The sequence below is a fragment of the Marivirga sp. genome, from assembly GCF_035704835.1.
In the GTDB taxonomy this organism is placed as follows: domain Bacteria; phylum Bacteroidota; class Bacteroidia; order Cytophagales; family Cyclobacteriaceae; genus Marivirga.
The window spans coordinates 1-18,504 of record NZ_DASSWQ010000043.1; the positions used below are offsets into that span (position 1 = coordinate 1).

Sequence of the window (18,504 nt, forward strand, 5' to 3'; positions counted from 1 at the left end):
ATAAGGGAGGTCATTCCAGTTGGTAAACCTTATTGCTGGTAGGTTGCTCCTCAGCAGAGCCTACTTCCTCTTCAGATTTACATTCCCAATTTAATACAATATTTGGATAAAAATCACCAACTATTTTTGGCATCATTACCATATTAAATAATTGTGCTATCAGAAATATTTAATAACCTTAAATTGATGTTTATATGGTTATTATTATATTTTCTTGTTTAATTCATTCAACCGAGCTTTTATTTCATTTATCCGGTTTTCAAGTTCAGAATCAATTTCTTTTGGAAATGTGTATCTACCGATAGTATCTAAATCACCTTTTAGCATACCATCTTTGGCTAATTTAATTAATCTGTAATGAGTTGTTAACTTTGGTAATAAGTTATTTCTAATTTCATTATGATCAATTAAGCCAGCATTTTTGTGAATAAAATCTTCACACTCTTCTCCAATTAAAATTATTTCATTTAATAAAACTTCATCATTTCCAGAAAATCTTTTACCCGATAAAAGATATTTGAGAGTTGAAAAATTAGGGTCTTCAGTTTCAAATTTCTTTCGAAACTCCTTGTATAAAGTAAAACTTTTTTTTCTTAACTGATAAAATGGTCCATAAAATTCATTTAGTTTTTTAGAAAGAGAATTAATTTCTCTTTCCTCTTTTGATGAATTTAAAGACATTTTGAACTGTTTATAGGCAATAAAATAACCACCAAAACCTAAAAGAAGAGTGCCAAGCCAGTAAAACACTTCTAAATTGAATCCGTTATTTGATCCCTCTGCACATTGAAGACAACATTGTAATTCCATCCTCTATTTTATTAAAATATATATCACTTGTTAATTGAATGAATTTAAAGTTTTTGTGAAATGTAGCATCTGAGTGTGATCTTTCATCAACTAGGATAATTAGTTTATTTAAAGCTTTGGCATATCCGATTTCTAGAGCTAGCCCATAACCAGAAGGGTTTGATTTCTCCATATAACCAAATAGTATATCGCAATTTTTAACATAATATAAATCCCAAACTTTATACTCTTTTACATCATCAAGTTTGTGTTCAGAAGGGTTGAAAAAAATAAATTGATCTGATAATTCGTCAATTATTTTTTTTTGCCAATTTGAATTCATTCCACCAGCTAAATAAACTTTGCTTTTCATACTAGTTTAAATAAAACAAGCTGCACATCCTTCACTTTCAGTATCGTCAAGGATGTCGATTAAAAATTTAGAATCTTTAGATTTTGCCCTATTCATGCGGTTTAGGTGCTCTTTTTTGATTTGTTCCGTTCGCTTAGGTTCTATCAAATCCGCTAAAGTTTCATGTTGGTTCCAAGTAAAGCCTTCTTCAGCGTTTTCATATTCCATTGCTTGTATAAACAGGCTTGGATGTTGTTCATAAAGCCAAATCCATTCTATCTTTTGTTGGAAAAAACAGAAATAGCAACCTGAGCGGCTTCTGGCATATTCACCCGTTTTTTCTTCAACTTGATAAGGTTTCTTTTCATAATATTCAGGAACTCCAACTCCACTTTCTCTAAGGATCTTAAATATATCTTCCCTAATCAATAAGTCATCATTTTCCAACATTGGAAAGTCCTCTTCAGTGGCTAATGGATATTCGGTTGTTTTTAAAAAATCAAAAACAACTTTATTAAATGGGATAACACCTAAGTCCAATAGTTGCTCCAATTTATTTCTTCTATTACGTTTTGTAATATTTTTATCTTTTGGGTCTACATCAAAAGGTGTGTGCACAATGTCAATCACTTTATCTAATTGGCGCCCGTTAAGATGAGATGCATATAAATCAGAGATCATGGAAATATTGCCGTTATACAATACTTTGTTGATTACATCTTCTGCCCAAATATTTTTTCTGAAAGGAAAAATGGATTGAATATTTTTTTTAGTGGATATGTAGCCTTCTCGGTCTTCATCTCCTCTAATGCCTACATAAGAAATAGTAGGTGCATCGCCCACAAAATTCTCAAAAGGGTCTAATTTAAGTTTTTTTGTGCACCAGCGCGCGGTAGGGGAGGGTAAATAACCTCTGTATGATTTTAAAAAGTAATCAAATGGATTTTCGTTTGTTTTTGCAACCTCATCATTTTGCAAACGAATTATTTTTTTTCCAATATAGTTTTCAATATTTTCAATTAATCTATAGGTGTCATCTAATTCTTTCCCTGTATCACAGAAATAATAGGTCATATCTAAATGAGGATAATTCTCAAATAAATATATAGCTAAGGCAGCACTGTCCTTTCCTCCCGATATCCCAATTACGTGTTTAGCTTTTTCCATTATTGAGTTCTTCTCTTAGTAACTTTGTCAATATAGCAATTTTAGATTTTTTATCCTTATCAAGTATAGTGTTTATACTTTGAAAGATATCTTCCTTACCTTTTAAAGTGGCTTTGCCATAGCGAATGGTTTGTTTTTGGAGCCCCTCACCTGGAACGGTAAAATCTAACTTTACTATTTCTTCTTTTTCCTCATCAAATTCAATACTAGAAATTTCAACTAAATTATCCAAAGATTGTATCATACTGATTAATCTGTTTTTGGCTCTGTCTTCATCCTCATCAGTAAAGCTAGCTAATTGCTTTTTACTTAAAGTCTGGAAAATTGAAGCCAACCAACTGTCTCTGTCATCAATTGGAGAGCTAAGTCTTCGGATAAAAGTTAATTGCTCTGGTAGCAGTTGATGTTCTTTTATATCCTTAAAACGATTAATTAGTCTTTGTTTATAATCAGTGAAATTTAAATCCTCCCCAACTATTTCTTGGGTGATAAAAGTTTCTAAACGATCAAGGAAATTCCGATAAGCATATTTTAACTCATCAATTTTCTCTTGAAGTAATATTGTGTATTCAGACAAGTAAGCGTCTGACTCAGCTAATTTTTTTAAATCAACATTTAATGCTTTTGGAATATCTTCAAAAAAAGTAGCTTCAGGATCTTGCGCAGAAATGATTGCCTTCCTAAAAAGAATAGCTTCTTTACTGATTCTTTCAGTGTTTTTGCTGTAGTCGTTTAATCCAGCATAGAAGGTTAAAAAGGGTTTTATGCTTTCAATAAAACTTGCATTACTTAATTTATCGCTTTCCTTTTGCTGTAGTAATGCTCTATATCGATTAAAAAGCTTTAGTCTTAAGCCAGATATTTCAAAGGATTTCACATAATATTCCTTTGGATTTCTGGTCATTAAATAAAGAATTGAGCCATTCAGTTCAGGTACATATCCATTTTGATTAAAAAGTGCAAAATCTCCTCTTTTAATAAAAAGAAAAGTAGGAATCCAGAATTCAATGAGACCTAATTTTAGTTTAAATGGGCGTTGACCTAAAATTTCAAATAGGTCAGTAATTTTTCTTTTACTTTCTTTTGCCTCATCCAAGAATTGTTCGCTTACTTTCCACAGTTCTGTAAAAGTAGAATTTTCTGAAGGCTCAGTAAGCTCCCATTGATCACCAATTTTCCTGTGTATTCCCGTAGCAGACAATAAGCTTTGGTAAATGGTTTTTTCAGGTGGAAATTTATTCTTATCAAACCCCAAGTCTTCTTGATTCCAATTTTCAGCCAAACTTTTGTAGTAGTGTTTTCTAGCGGAGTGGATTGAGGCTGAGATCTTATGTTTGTTTAATAACTCATTATTGAATTTTGGAGCTGCAGGATAAACTGTTTCACAAATTTCAGATAATAAGCGGTTAAATTCTTTCTTATTTTTAATCTCAATTTTTTCCCCTTTAAAAACCCAAGTGAGTTGATTTCCATAAAGTGAATTAGCCACATAATGAGATAGTAATTGTTCGTTACTTGCAAGAATACTTTTCAACTCCTTTTGTGCTATATGATCTTCTTCATTAGCTGCAATTACTTTCTTGGTCTTTTCAATTTCCAATAAAGTATCTCGTATTTCCTTGGTATTATTGTAATAGCCATATAAAACAGCCTCTTCATTTTTACTTGAGAACTCCATTAATTCATCAATCGTCAAGTAATTACTTGCAATTAAATTGATATATCCATCTATTTGATCTTGAGGGATATGGTTTAGTGGTTCTTCAGAGATTTTAAAATCAAATAATCTTGGTGTCCCTTTTTTGTAGGTTATAGATTTAGCGGTTATGATAGGGAAGTTGAAATGTTCATTTAACTTAGAAACCATGTCAAGCCCATCATTGACATCCTTTCCTGCATTAAGTAAGGCTTCTTCAATGTCTAAATCACTTCCGAGATATATTTGGTAAGAATCTCTTAAAGCAGAGTATTTAATTATTCTCTGTCTCTTAAGTTGCTCTAAAATTTTTGATACATCCTTAATACCCAGAATTATGGAAGCGTAAGACTCAAGAAATTCATCATTTATTTTGGCTCCACCAGCTTTAAAAATTGAAAGCAGACCAATTATTTTAATAAGTTTGATCGCAATTGGAGCCTTTTCTTGGAATTCTGCTTCAATTGTTTCTTCTGCTTCTCTTATTGAAGCCCAATTGATGTAATGCGGGTTACTCTTAGAGTTAATAAAAGAATAGAAATCATGATAGAGATAATTATAGATATGAGTTAAATCAAAATAATTTTTTCGATTACTTATCTCAACTGATTTTAAAAAAGTAAAAAGAGAGCGTTCATTTTGACCATATTTTTGAAGAGCAGCAGTCAATACTACTGCTGATATTGGCTCTAAGGGGAATAGTTTATCACCTATCTTTTTCAAAAACTCTGTTTCTATTGAAAATAAATGATGTTTTTCAATAAGGTTTATGAGTTGGCTGGCCTTGTCACCTGTTATTTCTTCATTTTCGGTTTCTTGAGCAGCAAGATATAAAAGTTGCTCTACTGGTTCATTAAAGGTTAGTTCTCTTAATCGTCCTTTAACCTTTCTCCATTCATTTCTTTGTTTCTCATCTGATAATTCATAGCCATATGCATCAAAACTTTGGTGAAGAGTGCATATAAAAAGAATATTTCTATTGGAGTCGTTAACAAACTCGGCTAATTGTTGAATGAAGTACAATTCCTTTTCTGGCTCATGTTTGGTACCAAACTCCAAAAATTTCCCGAATTCATCTGCAAAAATGACTAATAAACCATCCTTGCCCAAGGCATCATATTCTTTAAAGATAGCATCAAAAATATGCTGATTTCCACTGAACCGATGTTCAAGATTAAAATAATCTTCACAATATTCTGTAAAGGAATTGTGTTCGCCAACCCAATTAAAAAACTTAACTTTTTTATTACCGAAATTAAGTTTGAAATAATCTTCTTTACCTTTTAAACTTTGTTGTAATGCCCATAGAAAAGAAGATTTTCCAGTACCATAAGACCCAATAATGCTGAAAGCATGAAAACCTTTCTTAAAATCATTAACTAATTGCGCTGCAATTCTTTCAGTATTTGGAGTAAGATAATACTGAATATCCTTATCAGAATCCCTTAATATATTGATAGATGGAGAAAACTTAACCTTCATAATATGATTTTAAAACTTGAAAAGGAGATGGTTTTTGCTCCCTGAATTGTATCTCTACAATTCCAGCCTCATTCGATAGAATAATGTTTTTATATTTTTCGGAAACAAGTTGCAGTTTCTCATAGAGACTCTCTTGGTCAATTGCAAAAATATTTCCAATCCCATTTTCACTATACAAACTTTGAAAACTTATGGATTGTCCATAAGTATCATCTGAAATAATAGCAAAAAGTATTATTTCAGGAGGTAAACTTTGTCTTTTTTTACTGCTAATACTCTGCAATTTTATATGTTTATCTCCTCTTTTTATTTCATCAACTAAATTTAATTCAGTTAAGATTCCCGATAGATTTTCCTCAAGATCCTTTTCATTTTTTGTTGCTAAATAGAGCTTCACAAAAACGTCAAAATCTTTCTTTAAGGTGTTTTTATTAAAAGAGCCATATTCTGAATATTTTCTAGCTACAAAATCTTGTAAATTCTTATTGTTGAATTCTGGTTTTACTTTTCTCAGTTCTGTAAATAAAATGGAATAGATTGAAGAATAGTTTGATTTAATTAGAAAATAGTGAAGAAGCCATAATGTGCCTTCATCCTCCAAATATGGATCCCAGCCATTATCATCAAATATAGCTTTTGTTATTTTATACGGAGTTTCATTTTTATCCACCAAACCAAATGCTTTCATCCAAAACCTAACCGCACTTACCATATTTTTACCAATACCTAACTCTAATACTGCATTATCATCATTGAATGACATTCCCTTGTTAATAAAGTCATAGCCTTTTTTCAACCAAAACTGCCTGCAATGGAAGGTATCGTGTCCAGAAAATATGAGATTTGACATAGTGTCAAAATTACAAAATCATAGACTTTAAACCACTATGTTTAGAGTAATTTGAGAATTTTTAGGTTATTGAGATTCAACCAAAAATTCAGATATTAATTATGGCGAATTCGCCATAATTAAACCCAAGTTGGATTAAACAGTTACAAAATTCTTTCAATAGCCGTGTTTTGAATCAGCTCAATTTCCAATTCCCCTCATCCTTCATTATCTTCACTTCTGCATTCACCAAAAAAGAACCTCATGAAAAACAATATTTTCTTTCTTTTAGTCGGTATTTTGATAGCCATACCTATCACCATTTGGGCCGTATCCAAATTCCATCACCCACGGAAATATTTAGAAGAAGCTCAAGTAAAGGAAGTGATTCTAAGACAAGATTTTCATGGGGCAAAAGTAAATTTGAATGATGTCTATTTTGTACACCGAAGAAATAAACCCAATAGACCGATTATTGCATATTATGAAATTCCAGTAGAGATTTCCGCTTTTGTGGATTTAGAAAATATGGTGGTGAGTAGTGATAAAAATCAAAATATTACAATTCTGTTGCCAGAGCCTAAGCTGGACGTTCCAAACTTCAAATGGGAGCAAGCCGAGTTTGAAAGTTTGAGAGTACTGGATTTGGATATCACGCTCTTTGAAAATAGAATGGAAGCAGCCATGAAAGAGATTAAGGAAATAGAAGCGGAGAGAAAAGATAAAATTACCCAAGTGGCTATTAATTCAGGAATTCTGGAGCTTACTAAACTTCAATTATCAGATGTTTTTGAAGCTATTTTTCTACCACTCGACCAGGAAGTTAGCATTCGGTTTGCTGGAGATGAAAATCCTGATGATTTTGAAAATACTATGCGTACTTCTGGCGAAATTCTAAATGAATTGGAGCAGGAATTAATGTCTTTTGATAAGCAAAAAGATATTGGGATGGAGTATTGATTCATCTTAGAGTTTTCAAAGTGTAAACACTATAAAGACGATTCAGACTATCAATCCGTAATCCATAATTTTAACATTCCTAATTCAAAACCCATGTAGCAACATGTAATCTCATTCTACGTATTGCTTACTAAAAAGAAATATGGAAAATCATTCTACTAATACAACCCAAAATTTAGATCAGATTCAATTAGAATTATTGAAAAAACGGAAAAGTCCTGTGGCTTTTTCTGACAAGGAAGTTTCAAAAGAACAATTGCAACAAATTTTTGAGGCTACTCGTTGGGCGGCATCCTGTTTTAATGAGCAACCATGGCGATTTGTTGTGGCTACGAAAGCACAAGGAGCGCATTATCAAAAAGTGTTAAATGGAATAAATGAACACAATCAAAAGTGGGCTCAAAATGCGCCTGTTTTGATGCTCACATTCGCCAAAAAGACTTTTGACATGAATGGTCAACCCAATATGCATAGCTGGCACGACCTTGGATTGGCTGTTGGGAATATGTCAGCTCAGGTAACTTCAATGGGGCTGTATTTGCACCAAATGGCAGGGATTGTAAGAGATAATATTCAAAACACTTTCGATATTCCTGAAGGATATGAAGTGGTTTCTGCTATAGCTTTAGGCTATAAGCTAGATTTTGAAAATGTGCCAGAAGAATTAAAAGCCAGAGAATCTAAAGAACGTAGTAGAAAACCAATAAAAGAGATTGTTTTTGATAAAGCATGGGGTGAGAGTAGTTTTTAATATTGGCATTCTATATTTCTGATTACACCTTAATCAATATTTATTATTCATTCTGAAGGCGAAATATTAGGGAGACTATCCGATAAAGGCTTCAACTTTTGAAGTACACTTTGAAAGTGGAGCCTTTATCTAACTTACTTTCTACTTTAATATCTCCATCTGCATTCGAAATAATTTTTTTGACTAAATACAATCCTACGCCAGAGCCTTCCACATGACTATGCCTTCTTTTAAAAACATTAAAGATTTCATCAATTTTATCTGATTTCATGCCTATTCCATTATCCTGAACAGTAAGTACGGTATAATCATTTTCTTTTTTTGTGCTAATGGTTATTTCAGGAGTTCGGTCTGCAGCTTTGTATTTTATAGCATTGCTTAGTAAGTTGAATAAAATATTTTTCAAATTTTTCTTGGAAAAGGATATCCGAGGCACCTGAAAATCGCAAATTATAGTGGCTCCCGCTTTTTTTAACTCTTCCTGCAGATGACTTTTAACATCTTTAAACAATTCATTAATTTCAGTTGCTTCACTTTTTTCTAGCTCACTTTCAATTTTTGCAATATCAGATAATTCGTCTATGCTTCTTTTTAAGAATGTAAAAGAGTTTTGAACGATATCTACTACTTTTTTAGAGTCTAAACTATCAGATTTTTTCTCTTCTTTTAAGTAAGGCAACATAGCTTCTACATTGGCGATTGGTCCTTTTAAATTGTGAGAAACAGAGTAAATAAAAGTACTGTGATCTGCATTTATTCGCGATAATTTATCCTGCGTTTTCTTCAATTTGGTGATATCATTAAAGGTAACAATTACACCATCGTGCGTACTTTCTTTTTCCTTGAAATAGGGGGTAACTACCATTTGGTACCAACGGCCGTCATTCGTTTGTATTTCTTTTTCAAGACTATTGGTAGACTCCATAACCATCTGAATATTGTCAATGAGCGTAGGAAGCTTAATTTTTGTAGAAATATCGCTTAATGGTCGACCAATGTCAGAATTCTGAAGATTTACCTGTTTGGTAGTAGGCGGAGTGAATTTGCGCAGTATCATATTGTTATCGATATAAAGCTGCCCATTAACGGTGCCTTTAAAGAAGTTATTTAAATCATCATTTAATTCTGCTAGCTCCTTTATTTTTAATTGATACTCATTATTTACCGTTTGTAGTTCTTCATTGACTGATTGTAGCTCTTCATTTGTGCTTTACAGTTCTTCATTGCTGGATATTAATTCTTCATTGTAGGAAGAGATATTGTCATGAGATTCTTCTAAATCTTCATGGCTTCGTTTTAATTCTTCCTTAACGGTAGAAAGTTCTAGTTTTAAGTCTTCGATGTGTTGGCGAGCATATTTGTCTAATTCAAAAAAATCATCATGCGCTCTATCTCCCGATTTTTCGAGGTGGTCTCGATATAAAACCAATGAACTATCCACTAAATCTCCTGTATGTTCATTGAGAGGAATCACGACTATATCTACAAAATGCTTTTCATCATTTTTTACAAATTTTACATCCGATAAGGAATTCTTCCTTTGATTTCGATTGGCTTTTTTCAGACAAACCGAAGTAGCAATTACTAATTCCTCAGGAAGCATTTCAAGTAAATTGAAACTGAAAAATTTTGGGGACAGGTATTTCTCTTAGTTTCCGTAAGTTTCCAAAATAGAAAAATCAGCATTCACATAAATACCAGCTTCAAAATTTAATTCCTCAAAAATGCTTTGTTTACTGATTTTTTCTGCCTTTTTATCGCTTTTAGCAGGCTTGGCGGAAGATTTTTTAGATGAAATATCAGGTAGCGTTATGCCAGGCGTGCTGTAAGTAGTATCTCTAAGAAACCTAGGCTGCTCTATACTTCTGTAGATTTTCCATTTTTTATCGATTATGGAAAAGGACTCTTTCAAATCTCCTAAACTTTCACTCGGACCTAAGAACAAATAGCCTTTTGAATTAAGGCAAAAATGCAGAGAAGATAGAATTCTTTTCTGTAAAATTGGATTAAAATAGATAAGAAGATTTCTACAACTTATCAGGTCAATTTTACCAAAAGGAGGTTGCTTCACAATATCATGATCAGCAAACACGATCATTTTTCGGATATCTTCACTTATCTTATATTGATTGTTTTGTTTACTAAAATATTTTTCTAGTAGTTCGTCAGAAATATCTGTTTTGATGCTTGAATTATAAACTCCTTTGGAGGCAAGGGCCAATGCATTTTTGTCTATATCACTCGCAAAAATTTTGACTTCCAATTCTTTTCCAACTTTCTCAAGGTGTTCACTTATTAAAATAGCGATGGAATATGCTTCTTCTCCAGTAGCACAACCCACAACCCAAATTTTAAGTGTACCTCCTGTTTTTTTACCTTTTATAATTTCAGGAATTACTTTTTCTTGTAACGTTTGGTATGCATCATTATCTCTAAAAAACTTGGTGACACTTATCAAAAATTCATTCGCCAGAATCTCAAGTTCAGCGGTATTTTTCTTCATATACTCAATATATTCATCTATTGATTCTATATTGGTATGGGTCATTCTGATGGCAATTCTCCTAATAATGGTTGGCCGCTTGTAATTTGTGAAATCAAGTGGAGTATGCTGTTTTACTAAGTTAAGAATTTCAGTAAATCGTTCTTCATTATCATGTAGAACTTCCTGAGATAATTTTAATTTAAGTTCTTCGGCTTTTAAATGGGATAATATTTCTGTAGAAATTAAATGTGGTTCGATGACAACATCTGCATTTCCTGATTCAATTACATTACGTGGTATTTCCTGAAATTCGGTGCTGGACGGTTCTTGCACGATAACATAACCGCCACGCTTTTTAATGGCTGCAGTTCCTTTTGTGCCATCTTGCCCCATTCCATCGAGGATTACAGCTATGCTTTTTTCGGCTTGGTCCTCAGCTAAAGAACTCAGAAAAATATCGATTTGCGCATTGGATTGGCTGGGTTTGCTACTGTTTAGGTGTAAAACCTTATTTTTGATGGTCATACTTTTCCCAACAGGCATGATGTAAACTTGATTAGGTTTTACAGCCATTCCGTTTTCTGCTTCATTAATCTTTAAGGCACTGTGTTTATTTAAAAGCTCTGCTATAAGACTTTTGGTATCCTTTGTAAAATGTTGGACAATAATGTAAGCAACATCCTCACTTGGCAACTGGTCAAACAGTTGTTGGATTGTTTCCATTTCGCCTGTGGAGGCTCCAATGGCTACGATATAAGAGCTTTTATTTAATTCGGGTTCAGTCATCGCCATTGGATTAATTTTGGGGTTGTTGTATATCTTATTATTTGATTGAAAAGATTCAAGATGAGAATTTAGGCCTGTCCAATTGATTGCTTCTATTCAATAATTGTAGTAGGAATATGCACATTACATCCTTTAAAAAATATAACAATAGAAAGGTAGTAAATAATTAGGATGCTTTCGTGAAATAGTTAGTTTAATTTGATTTTACCAAAGAAATATTTGCAAAAATCTCACATTTTGATTTGCCATATTGAAAATCAATTGCAATTCATTTAGAGTAAATAATAATTTTTACTCATGACTTACTAAAAGTTAATCGATGCGATAAAAATAAGAGCGTGATCATGGTAGATTAGACCTAGATTTTGAAATAGGCAGTAAAGGTGGAGCCTTTATCTAGTTCACTTTCAACAGTAATTTCTCCATCTGCATTTTCAATAATTTTCTTTACTAAATAAAATCCAACTCCAGAACCTTCAACATGATTATGGCGCCTTTTAAAGATGGCGAAAATCTCATCAATTTTATCAGGTTCCATTCCTAGGCCATTATCACTTATAGAAAGGGCGATAAATTCTTCCTTCCTTCTGGTGCTAATTGTGATTTCTGGTGTTCGTTCAGGTGATCTATATTTTATGGCATTGCTAATTAAGTTGAGTAATATGCTTCTTAGGTTTTTCTTGCCAAATGAGATATACGGCTCTTCAAAATCACAAATTATTTTAGTTTCAGTTTTGTCTATTTCTTCATGAAGACTGATTTTAATTTCCTCACACAATTCTTCTAAATCAACAGGTGCGGCTTTATCTATTTCACTTTCAATTTTTGTAATGTCGGATAATTCATCAATCGTTTCTAATAAATTGTTAATCGAAACATTAATCATATCCATTATTTTGTCTGTTCCGATACTCGCTGCTTTGGTATCATCCGCTAAAAAGGAGACTAATCCTTTAAGACTAGAAAGAGGGCCTCTTAAATCGTGAGAAACGGAATAAATGAATGTTCTGTGGTCTGCATTTATCCGAGAGAGCTTATGTTGTGATTTTTTTAATTCAGTGATTTCATTAAAGGTTATAATAACTCCATCGTAAATGTTTTCTTGTTCTTTGAAATACGGAGTAATCACCATATGATACCAACAATTATCATTTGTTTGTACTTCTTTATCAATTTCAACAGATGAATTAATCACATTTTCAATATTTTCCATCAGCGTTGGTAATTTTATCTTAGTGGAAATATCGCTAAGTGGTCTGCCAATATCCGTACTTTTCAAATTGATTTGCTTAACAGCAGGAGCTGTGAATTTGCGCAATATCATATCATTATCAATATAAAGTTGCCCATTAATGATGCCTTTAAAAAAGTTAGAAAGGTCATCGTTTACCTCTGCTAATTCTTTAATTTTTAATTGATATTCATTGTTTACCGTTTGTAGTTCTTCATTTACAGATTGTAATTCCTCATTAGTGCTTTGCAGTTCTTCGTTGCTAGAGATCAATTCCTCATTATATGAAGTTATATTATCATTCGATTCATCTAAAGCATCATAACTTTTTTTCAGCTTATCTTTTGTAATGTCCAGTTCATGTTTTAAGTCATTGATGTGCTGAGCCGAATGAGCGTCCAATTCAAAGAATTCATTAGATGGACTACTTTTTTCGCCTTCGTGGTGGTCACTAAAAAGTATAAGTGAGCTGTTTTGCTTTTGATTGGTTTTTTTATTGATAGGGATGACGACCACATCCGTGAAATGCTTTTTATTGTTTTTTAGAAATCGGACATCTGATATGCTACTTTTTCCCCGATTTCTATCCGCTTTTTTTAAGCAAACAGAAGTAGCAATGGAAAGCTCTTCAGGAAGCATTTCCAGTAAATTGAAATTAAAAAATTTGGGTGATAGATATTTATCATAATTTCCAAATGTTTCTAAAATGGAGAAATCTGAATCCACATAAATACCTGCTTCAAAACCTAATTCTTCCAATATGCCATGATTATGAATCTCCGACAGCTGAGTATCGTTAGTTGTTCTTTCGGAAACGGGGTGTTTTTTAAAAGATATATTAGGTAAAGAAAGACCAGGAGTGCTATAGGTAGTATCTCTTAGTTGCTTGGGTACTTCTGCATTTCTGTATATTTTCCATTTTTTATCTACTGTAGAAAAAGATTTTTTCAAGTCACCTAAACTTTCACTAGGGCCTAAAAATAAATAACCTTCCGGATTCAGACAAAAATGTAAAGAAGAGAGTATTTTTTTCTGTAAAATTGGGTTGATGTAAATTAAAAGATTACGACAACTTATCAGATCAATTTTGCCATAAGGGGGCTGTTTTACAATATCATGATCAGCGAAAATGATCATCTTTCGGATATTATCTCTAACCCTATATTTATCATCTTCTTGTATGAAATACTTCTCGAGCAGTTCTTCGGAAACTTCTTTTTTGATGCTTGCACTGTAAACACCCTTTGAGGCAACGGCCAAAGCAGCTTTATCAATATCGCTAGCAAAAATTTTAACTTCCAGATTCTTCTGCACTTTAGTTAAGTGCTCCATGATTAAAATGGCAATGGAGTAAGCTTCCTCGCCAGTAGCGCAACCCACTACCCAGAGTTTCAAGTTATCCACCATCAACTTATTTTTTATGATATCAGGAATTATCTTTTCCTTTAATATTTGGAAAGCTTCCCTATCCCGAAAAAATTTGGTTACGCTAATCAGAAATTCCTTTGCTAAAATCTCTAGTTCACCTGTGTTTTCATGAATATAATTGATGTAGCCTGTAAGTGTTTTAATATCATTTTTTGTCATTCTGATGACAATTCGTCTGATGATGGTAGGGCGTTTGTAATTCGTAAAGTCAAGGGGAGTGTACTGCTTTACTAAATTAAGAATTTCAGTCAGCTGAGACTCATTGTTTTTAGTGACTTCTTCTGATAATTCTGCACTCAGTTCTTCCCTTTTTAAGTAGGCAATTATTTCTTCGGGAATTAAGTGAGGTGGTAATATGGCATCAGCATTACCTGATTCAATTACACTCAGTGGCATATCCTTGAATTTGGCACTGGAAGGCTCTTGCACAATGACCATTCCACCATTTTTTTTAATGGCCTCGGCACCGCGGGTTCCATCATTCCCCATTCCCGAAAGAATTATGGCTATGCTTTTTTCTGCTTGGTCTTCAGCTAGGGAATTTAAAAATATGTCGATAGCCTTATTAACTTGATTAGGCTTGCTATCGGTGAGATATAATATTTTATTATCAATCGTCATGTTCTTCCCTTTAGGTATTATATAAACCTGATTGGGCTGGACATACATTTCATTTTCTACTTCACAAATTTTGAGCTTACTATGTTTTTCTAAAAGCTCTACCATAAAGCTTTTGTGATCTGGCGAAAGGTGTTGAATGATTACATACGATACTCCATCAGTAGGGGTGTGGTCGAAAAGAGAATGAATAGCATCCATTCCTCCTGAAGAAGCACCAATACCAATTATGTAACAGCTATTATTTAAATCCGATTCAGTCATATCTTTTGGGTAAATTGTGATCTTCCTGAAGAGCTTATACTTTTTTTTAATGAATAAGCTTCATTTTTAGTATTGAGTAATGCTACAAAGTTTTTTATTAGCTCAGTATAGAATCTTTAAATGTTAATACCTTAAATACTGTTTAGAATGTTACGCATGTAAGGTATATTTTTAATATTAGAGATTGTTACATAATTCACAGATTGTCTATTTTTTTTTTTCTATTGAACTATATATTTTGTCGACTAATTCACTTTTTATTCAGGATAAATGGTTGATTAGTGGTTTTAAACAGGGTAATTGAAATTAAAAAGGTTAAAACTTGAAAATCATTTTTATTCAGAAAAAAGCCTAACTACACTTTTTTCAAAATAATGAAAATTGTAATAATCTAATAAAAATATTTTTAGAGTATACCTTTTTGTAAGTATTGTTTTGAAACATTATGGGAGAAATTAACTGATATTTAGGCTTATTTAATATATGAGTACTTTAGTATATTCCTCAATAGTGTAGCAACACACAATAAATTCTAGCTTAACTATTTGAAAATTACACATTATGAAAAAATATAACATTCCTTCTGAAACTCGCATAGGCCATATTCATTTAAAGGTATCTGATTTAGATCGGTCTCTGGATTTTTATCATGGTTTATTAGGCTTTGAAATTATTCAGAAGTTAGGAGATCAGGCTGCATTTATTTCCGCTGGCGGGTATCACCATCATATTGGATTGAATACTTGGCAAAGTAAAGGGGCTGAGAAGGGTCCTGACTACGCTCCAGGTTTATTTCATACTGCCATCGTCTATCCGACCAGAAAGTCGCTTGCCGAAATTTTTCAGCGTTTGCGTGAAGCTAATTATCAATTCACAGGTGCTGCCGACCACGGTGTTTCAGAGGCACTTTATTTAGACGATCCTGATGGAAATGGAGTCGAACTTTATTGGGACAGACCAAAAGAGGAATGGCCCCGAAATGATCATGATGAAATTGAAATGTACACTAGACCCCTCGATTTGCAATTATTGTTAGATGAATTGCTTTGAGAAGTTCCCATTGAGATTTATCCTGCAGTTTGGTTTCTAAAAACTATTTAAAAATAATTGCGTTTGTATTAATTACAAATGAATATATTGCCAATCATTTTTTAACTTAAATTAATAATTAATTATGAAGACTGTAGGTATAATTATTTTAGTTATCGGTATTGTCTGTACGATCATGTTCGGCATTCAAGCAATGCAAGATTCTGAAAGCTTTAGTGTTTTAGGAATGGACATCGCTGTTAGTTCGGCTGACTGGACTCCGTTAATAATAAGTGTAATAGTGCTTTTGGTTGGTGCTTTCTTATATTCTAAAGGTAAAAGATAATGTTTTATCAAGATCATCCATTATCAAAAAATAGGAGCTTTTAGCTCCTATTTTTTTTTCTAAAACTCTGTTATCTAACCTATCGAACAGTTATCAGTTTTGTACAAATAATATTGTTTTTATCTTATTTTAATTGGAAGAAAGTTATATTCATGTGTATATTATAGTTTTTTATGGTCACATGGAATCTTTGATTAAAAATTCATCTTCGGTTGGTTTAAAATTCGAAGTAGAATTTTTAATGTCGATTTCATGGATTAACTACAATTGATGTCACTTTATATTTTCATTCTATCATGGCAAATATTTTTTAATCCTCTTGAGATAAATCAAGAGCAGGATGAAGTAATCTTGAATATGCAGGATTTATATTCTTATGAAGATAAGCATAATAGATTAACTTTTTCAGATGTAAAATCAGCACAATTTTATAATAATTTTACTCAAAAGCCTGATTTTGAGCCTGATGATTACAATAGGAATTCTACTTATTGGATAAAGTTAAATTTTGTTTTGCCCCAATACGATGGAAATTATATTCTTGAATTTTACGATCAAACCATAGATAGTATTAATGTGTACATCAGGCAGAATAATGGTTTATTCCGAAAGTATAATTTGGGAGATGCCTACCCATTTAGCAGTAAATCAATAAAACACAAAAATTTTGATTTAACACTTGAAGCAGATAGTGAATATGAAGCTTACATTCAAGTCAAAAATTCTCAATATGCTGACATAAGGATTGCTATAAAAAGAATTGATCGCTTTATTCAATATAGTCTGAGTGAATATTTCCTTTACGGTATTTTTTATGGAATGATCCTTATTATTTCTTTAAACAATTTGTTGATTTATTTGGCAATTAGGGAGATAAAATATGTTTATTATACCTTCTATATTTTAAGCGTAGGTTTTTATGCATTATGTATTGACGGTATAGCCTACCAATATTTATGGCCTGAGCAGCCCAAATGGAATCAGTTGGCATATGGTGTGGCGCTTTACGCTATTATCTTTTGGTCTACCATTTTTTCTATTCATTTTTTGAAAACCAAAATAAGGGCCCCGCGCTTGCATAAATTAATTATAGCAGTTTTAGCGATTCGTTCTTCTCTCTTTATTTATAGTTTATTTTTTAATCCTAGTTTATTTCGATTTCGAAATATTGAGATAATTCTTTTATCCTTAATATTTATCAGTAGCATTTTCGTTTTTAGAAGAGGTTACAAACCTGCTCGCTTCTTTGTGGTAGCTTATGGAATTCTTTTTCTAGGATTTTTAATGCGAGCACTCATAAACTGGTCAATTATTCCTTTTAATACTTTCAATTATTACAGCCTGCATTTAGGTTTTATATTAGAAATGATATTTTTAACATTTGCACTTTCCGATAGGGTTAGAATTTTAAAGACCAACAGAGATAGGGCGCTCAAGCGAATTGTTACCCAACATGAGCAAAATGTTAAAGTCATCAATAGAATTAATAAAGGGCTAGAGAAAAAGGTAGAGGAACGAACAAGAGACTTACATCAAAAGAATTCTGAGCTTGAAGAAACCAATAAAAGAATTAATACGCAATCAAGAGAAATAGCGGAAATTAATTCTATGCTTGATTTAGATAACTGGCGATTGCAGAATGATATTAAAAAAATTCAGCGAGAGCGTTTAATGCATAAAAATATAAATTTCGAAGAATTCATTGAGATTTTCACCACCAAAGAACAGTGCCTTGAGATTCTCGCCTCATTCAAATGGAAAGAAGGTTATGAATGTCAAAAATGTAACAATACTAAATATCATTTTAACGAAACCAACTTAGCTCGAAGATGTACCAAATGTGGGTATAATGAAAGCCCTACGGCCTTCACTATTTTTAAGGGAATTAAATTTGATTTAACGAAAGCGTTTTTTATTGTGTATTCACATCTCAACGAAGACCGATACACCTTAGATGAACTTGCTGAAATAATGAAAATGCGTAGAAATACCATTTGGGAATTCAAAAAGAAAGTGGAGGAAGAAATTGAAAATAATGGAAAGTCCTATCTAAACAATATGCTCCACTTCGGTTATGAAAAACTCACCAACTTTACAGAAATTCGGTAGAAATTGTATTTTTTCGATATAGTTAAAAAAATATTTTTATTGTTTTTTAATCAGGACAACTAAAATAAAATATCTATTCAATGATTATTATCGCATAAAAAGTATTGTTTTTAAAGCGTTATAACATTTGAAAAACAGTCTTTTTTTTCAATTGTATAATATAAAAATATCTATTTTATAAT

Annotated in this window: 15 protein-coding genes; 5 read left to right on the plus strand and 10 right to left on the minus strand. The window is 32.2% G+C overall.

The annotated features are described in order from the left end of the window. Positions 1-10 precede the first annotated feature (10 nt). The 6 genes from VFM92_RS06370 to VFM92_RS06395 all read right to left on the minus strand — a co-directional run bounded on the left by VFM92_RS06370 (position 11) and on the right by VFM92_RS06395 (position 6,336). A complete protein-coding gene (locus VFM92_RS06370; protein ID WP_325121132.1) occupies positions 11-136 on the minus strand; it encodes a hypothetical protein in 126 nt (41 codons plus the stop codon). A 68-nt stretch (positions 137-204) separates the two neighbouring features. Then, the gene (locus tag VFM92_RS06375; RefSeq protein ID WP_325121361.1) at positions 205-810 is read right to left on the minus strand and encodes a hypothetical protein; all 606 of its coding nucleotides are present in this window, start codon (positions 808-810) and stop codon (positions 205-207) included. After that, complete coding sequence (locus tag VFM92_RS06380; protein ID WP_325121362.1) at positions 767-1,162, minus strand: nucleoside 2-deoxyribosyltransferase domain-containing protein; 396 nt, start codon at positions 1,160-1,162, stop codon at positions 767-769. Before VFM92_RS06380 ends, VFM92_RS06375 begins: the two co-directional genes overlap by 44 nt. Before the next feature lie 6 nt (positions 1,163-1,168). Beyond that, a complete protein-coding gene (locus tag VFM92_RS06385; RefSeq protein WP_325121363.1) occupies positions 1,169-2,308 on the minus strand; it encodes a phosphoadenosine phosphosulfate reductase family protein in 1,140 nt (379 codons plus the stop codon). Further along, positions 2,295-5,486 carry a hypothetical protein gene (locus VFM92_RS06390; protein WP_325121364.1) on the minus strand — a complete coding sequence of 1,064 codons (3,192 nt, stop codon included), beginning with the start codon at positions 5,484-5,486 and terminating at the stop codon, positions 2,295-2,297. Before VFM92_RS06390 ends, VFM92_RS06385 begins: the two co-directional genes overlap by 14 nt. After that, the gene (locus VFM92_RS06395) at positions 5,476-6,336 is read right to left on the minus strand and encodes a DUF4007 family protein (protein ID WP_325121365.1); all 861 of its coding nucleotides are present in this window, start codon (positions 6,334-6,336) and stop codon (positions 5,476-5,478) included. Before VFM92_RS06395 ends, VFM92_RS06390 begins: the two co-directional genes overlap by 11 nt. A 243-nt stretch (positions 6,337-6,579) precedes the next feature. On the opposite strand from VFM92_RS06395, the gene VFM92_RS06400 reads away from it, so the two are divergent. Further along, positions 6,580-7,275 (plus strand): DUF4230 domain-containing protein, encoded by a 696-nt coding sequence (locus VFM92_RS06400; RefSeq protein WP_325121366.1) that lies wholly within the window; start codon positions 6,580-6,582, stop codon positions 7,273-7,275. Positions 7,276-7,417: 142 nt separating this feature from the next. Beyond that, positions 7,418-8,026 (plus strand): nitroreductase family protein, encoded by a 609-nt coding sequence (locus tag VFM92_RS06405; protein ID WP_325121367.1) that lies wholly within the window; start codon positions 7,418-7,420, stop codon positions 8,024-8,026. 91 nt (positions 8,027-8,117) lie between these two features. Here VFM92_RS06405 and VFM92_RS06410 read toward each other — a convergent pair whose 3' ends face one another. The 4 genes from VFM92_RS06410 to VFM92_RS06425 all read right to left on the minus strand — a co-directional run bounded on the left by VFM92_RS06410 (position 8,118) and on the right by VFM92_RS06425 (position 14,838). Further along, positions 8,118-9,167, minus strand: coding sequence for an ATP-binding protein (locus VFM92_RS06410; protein ID WP_325121383.1), 1,050 nt, complete (start codon positions 9,165-9,167; stop codon positions 8,118-8,120). Between the two features lie 69 nt (positions 9,168-9,236). After that, a complete protein-coding gene (locus VFM92_RS06415; RefSeq protein WP_325121368.1) occupies positions 9,237-9,629 on the minus strand; it encodes a hypothetical protein in 393 nt (130 codons plus the stop codon). A gap of 45 nt (positions 9,630-9,674) precedes the next feature. Then, the gene (locus VFM92_RS06420) at positions 9,675-11,303 is read right to left on the minus strand and encodes a CheR family methyltransferase (protein ID WP_325121369.1); all 1,629 of its coding nucleotides are present in this window, start codon (positions 11,301-11,303) and stop codon (positions 9,675-9,677) included. Positions 11,304-11,655: 352 nt separating this feature from the next. Then, positions 11,656-14,838: a chemotaxis protein CheB gene (locus tag VFM92_RS06425; protein ID WP_325121370.1), complete on the minus strand. Its 3,183-nt coding sequence runs from the start codon at positions 14,836-14,838 to the stop codon at positions 11,656-11,658. Positions 14,839-15,399: 561 nt separating this feature from the next. On the opposite strand from VFM92_RS06425, the gene VFM92_RS06430 reads away from it, so the two are divergent. From VFM92_RS06430 to VFM92_RS06440, 3 genes are all read left to right on the plus strand, one after another. After that, positions 15,400-15,888, plus strand: a complete 489-nt coding sequence (locus tag VFM92_RS06430; RefSeq protein ID WP_325121371.1) for a VOC family protein — start codon at positions 15,400-15,402, stop codon at positions 15,886-15,888. 124 nt (positions 15,889-16,012) lie between these two features. Beyond that, on the plus strand, positions 16,013-16,213 hold the full coding sequence (locus VFM92_RS06435; RefSeq protein WP_325121372.1) for a hypothetical protein: 201 nt from the start codon (positions 16,013-16,015) through the stop codon (positions 16,211-16,213). Between the two features lie 270 nt (positions 16,214-16,483). Then, complete coding sequence (locus VFM92_RS06440; protein ID WP_325121373.1) at positions 16,484-18,322, plus strand: 7TM diverse intracellular signaling domain-containing protein; 1,839 nt, start codon at positions 16,484-16,486, stop codon at positions 18,320-18,322. Positions 18,323-18,504 lie beyond the last annotated feature (182 nt).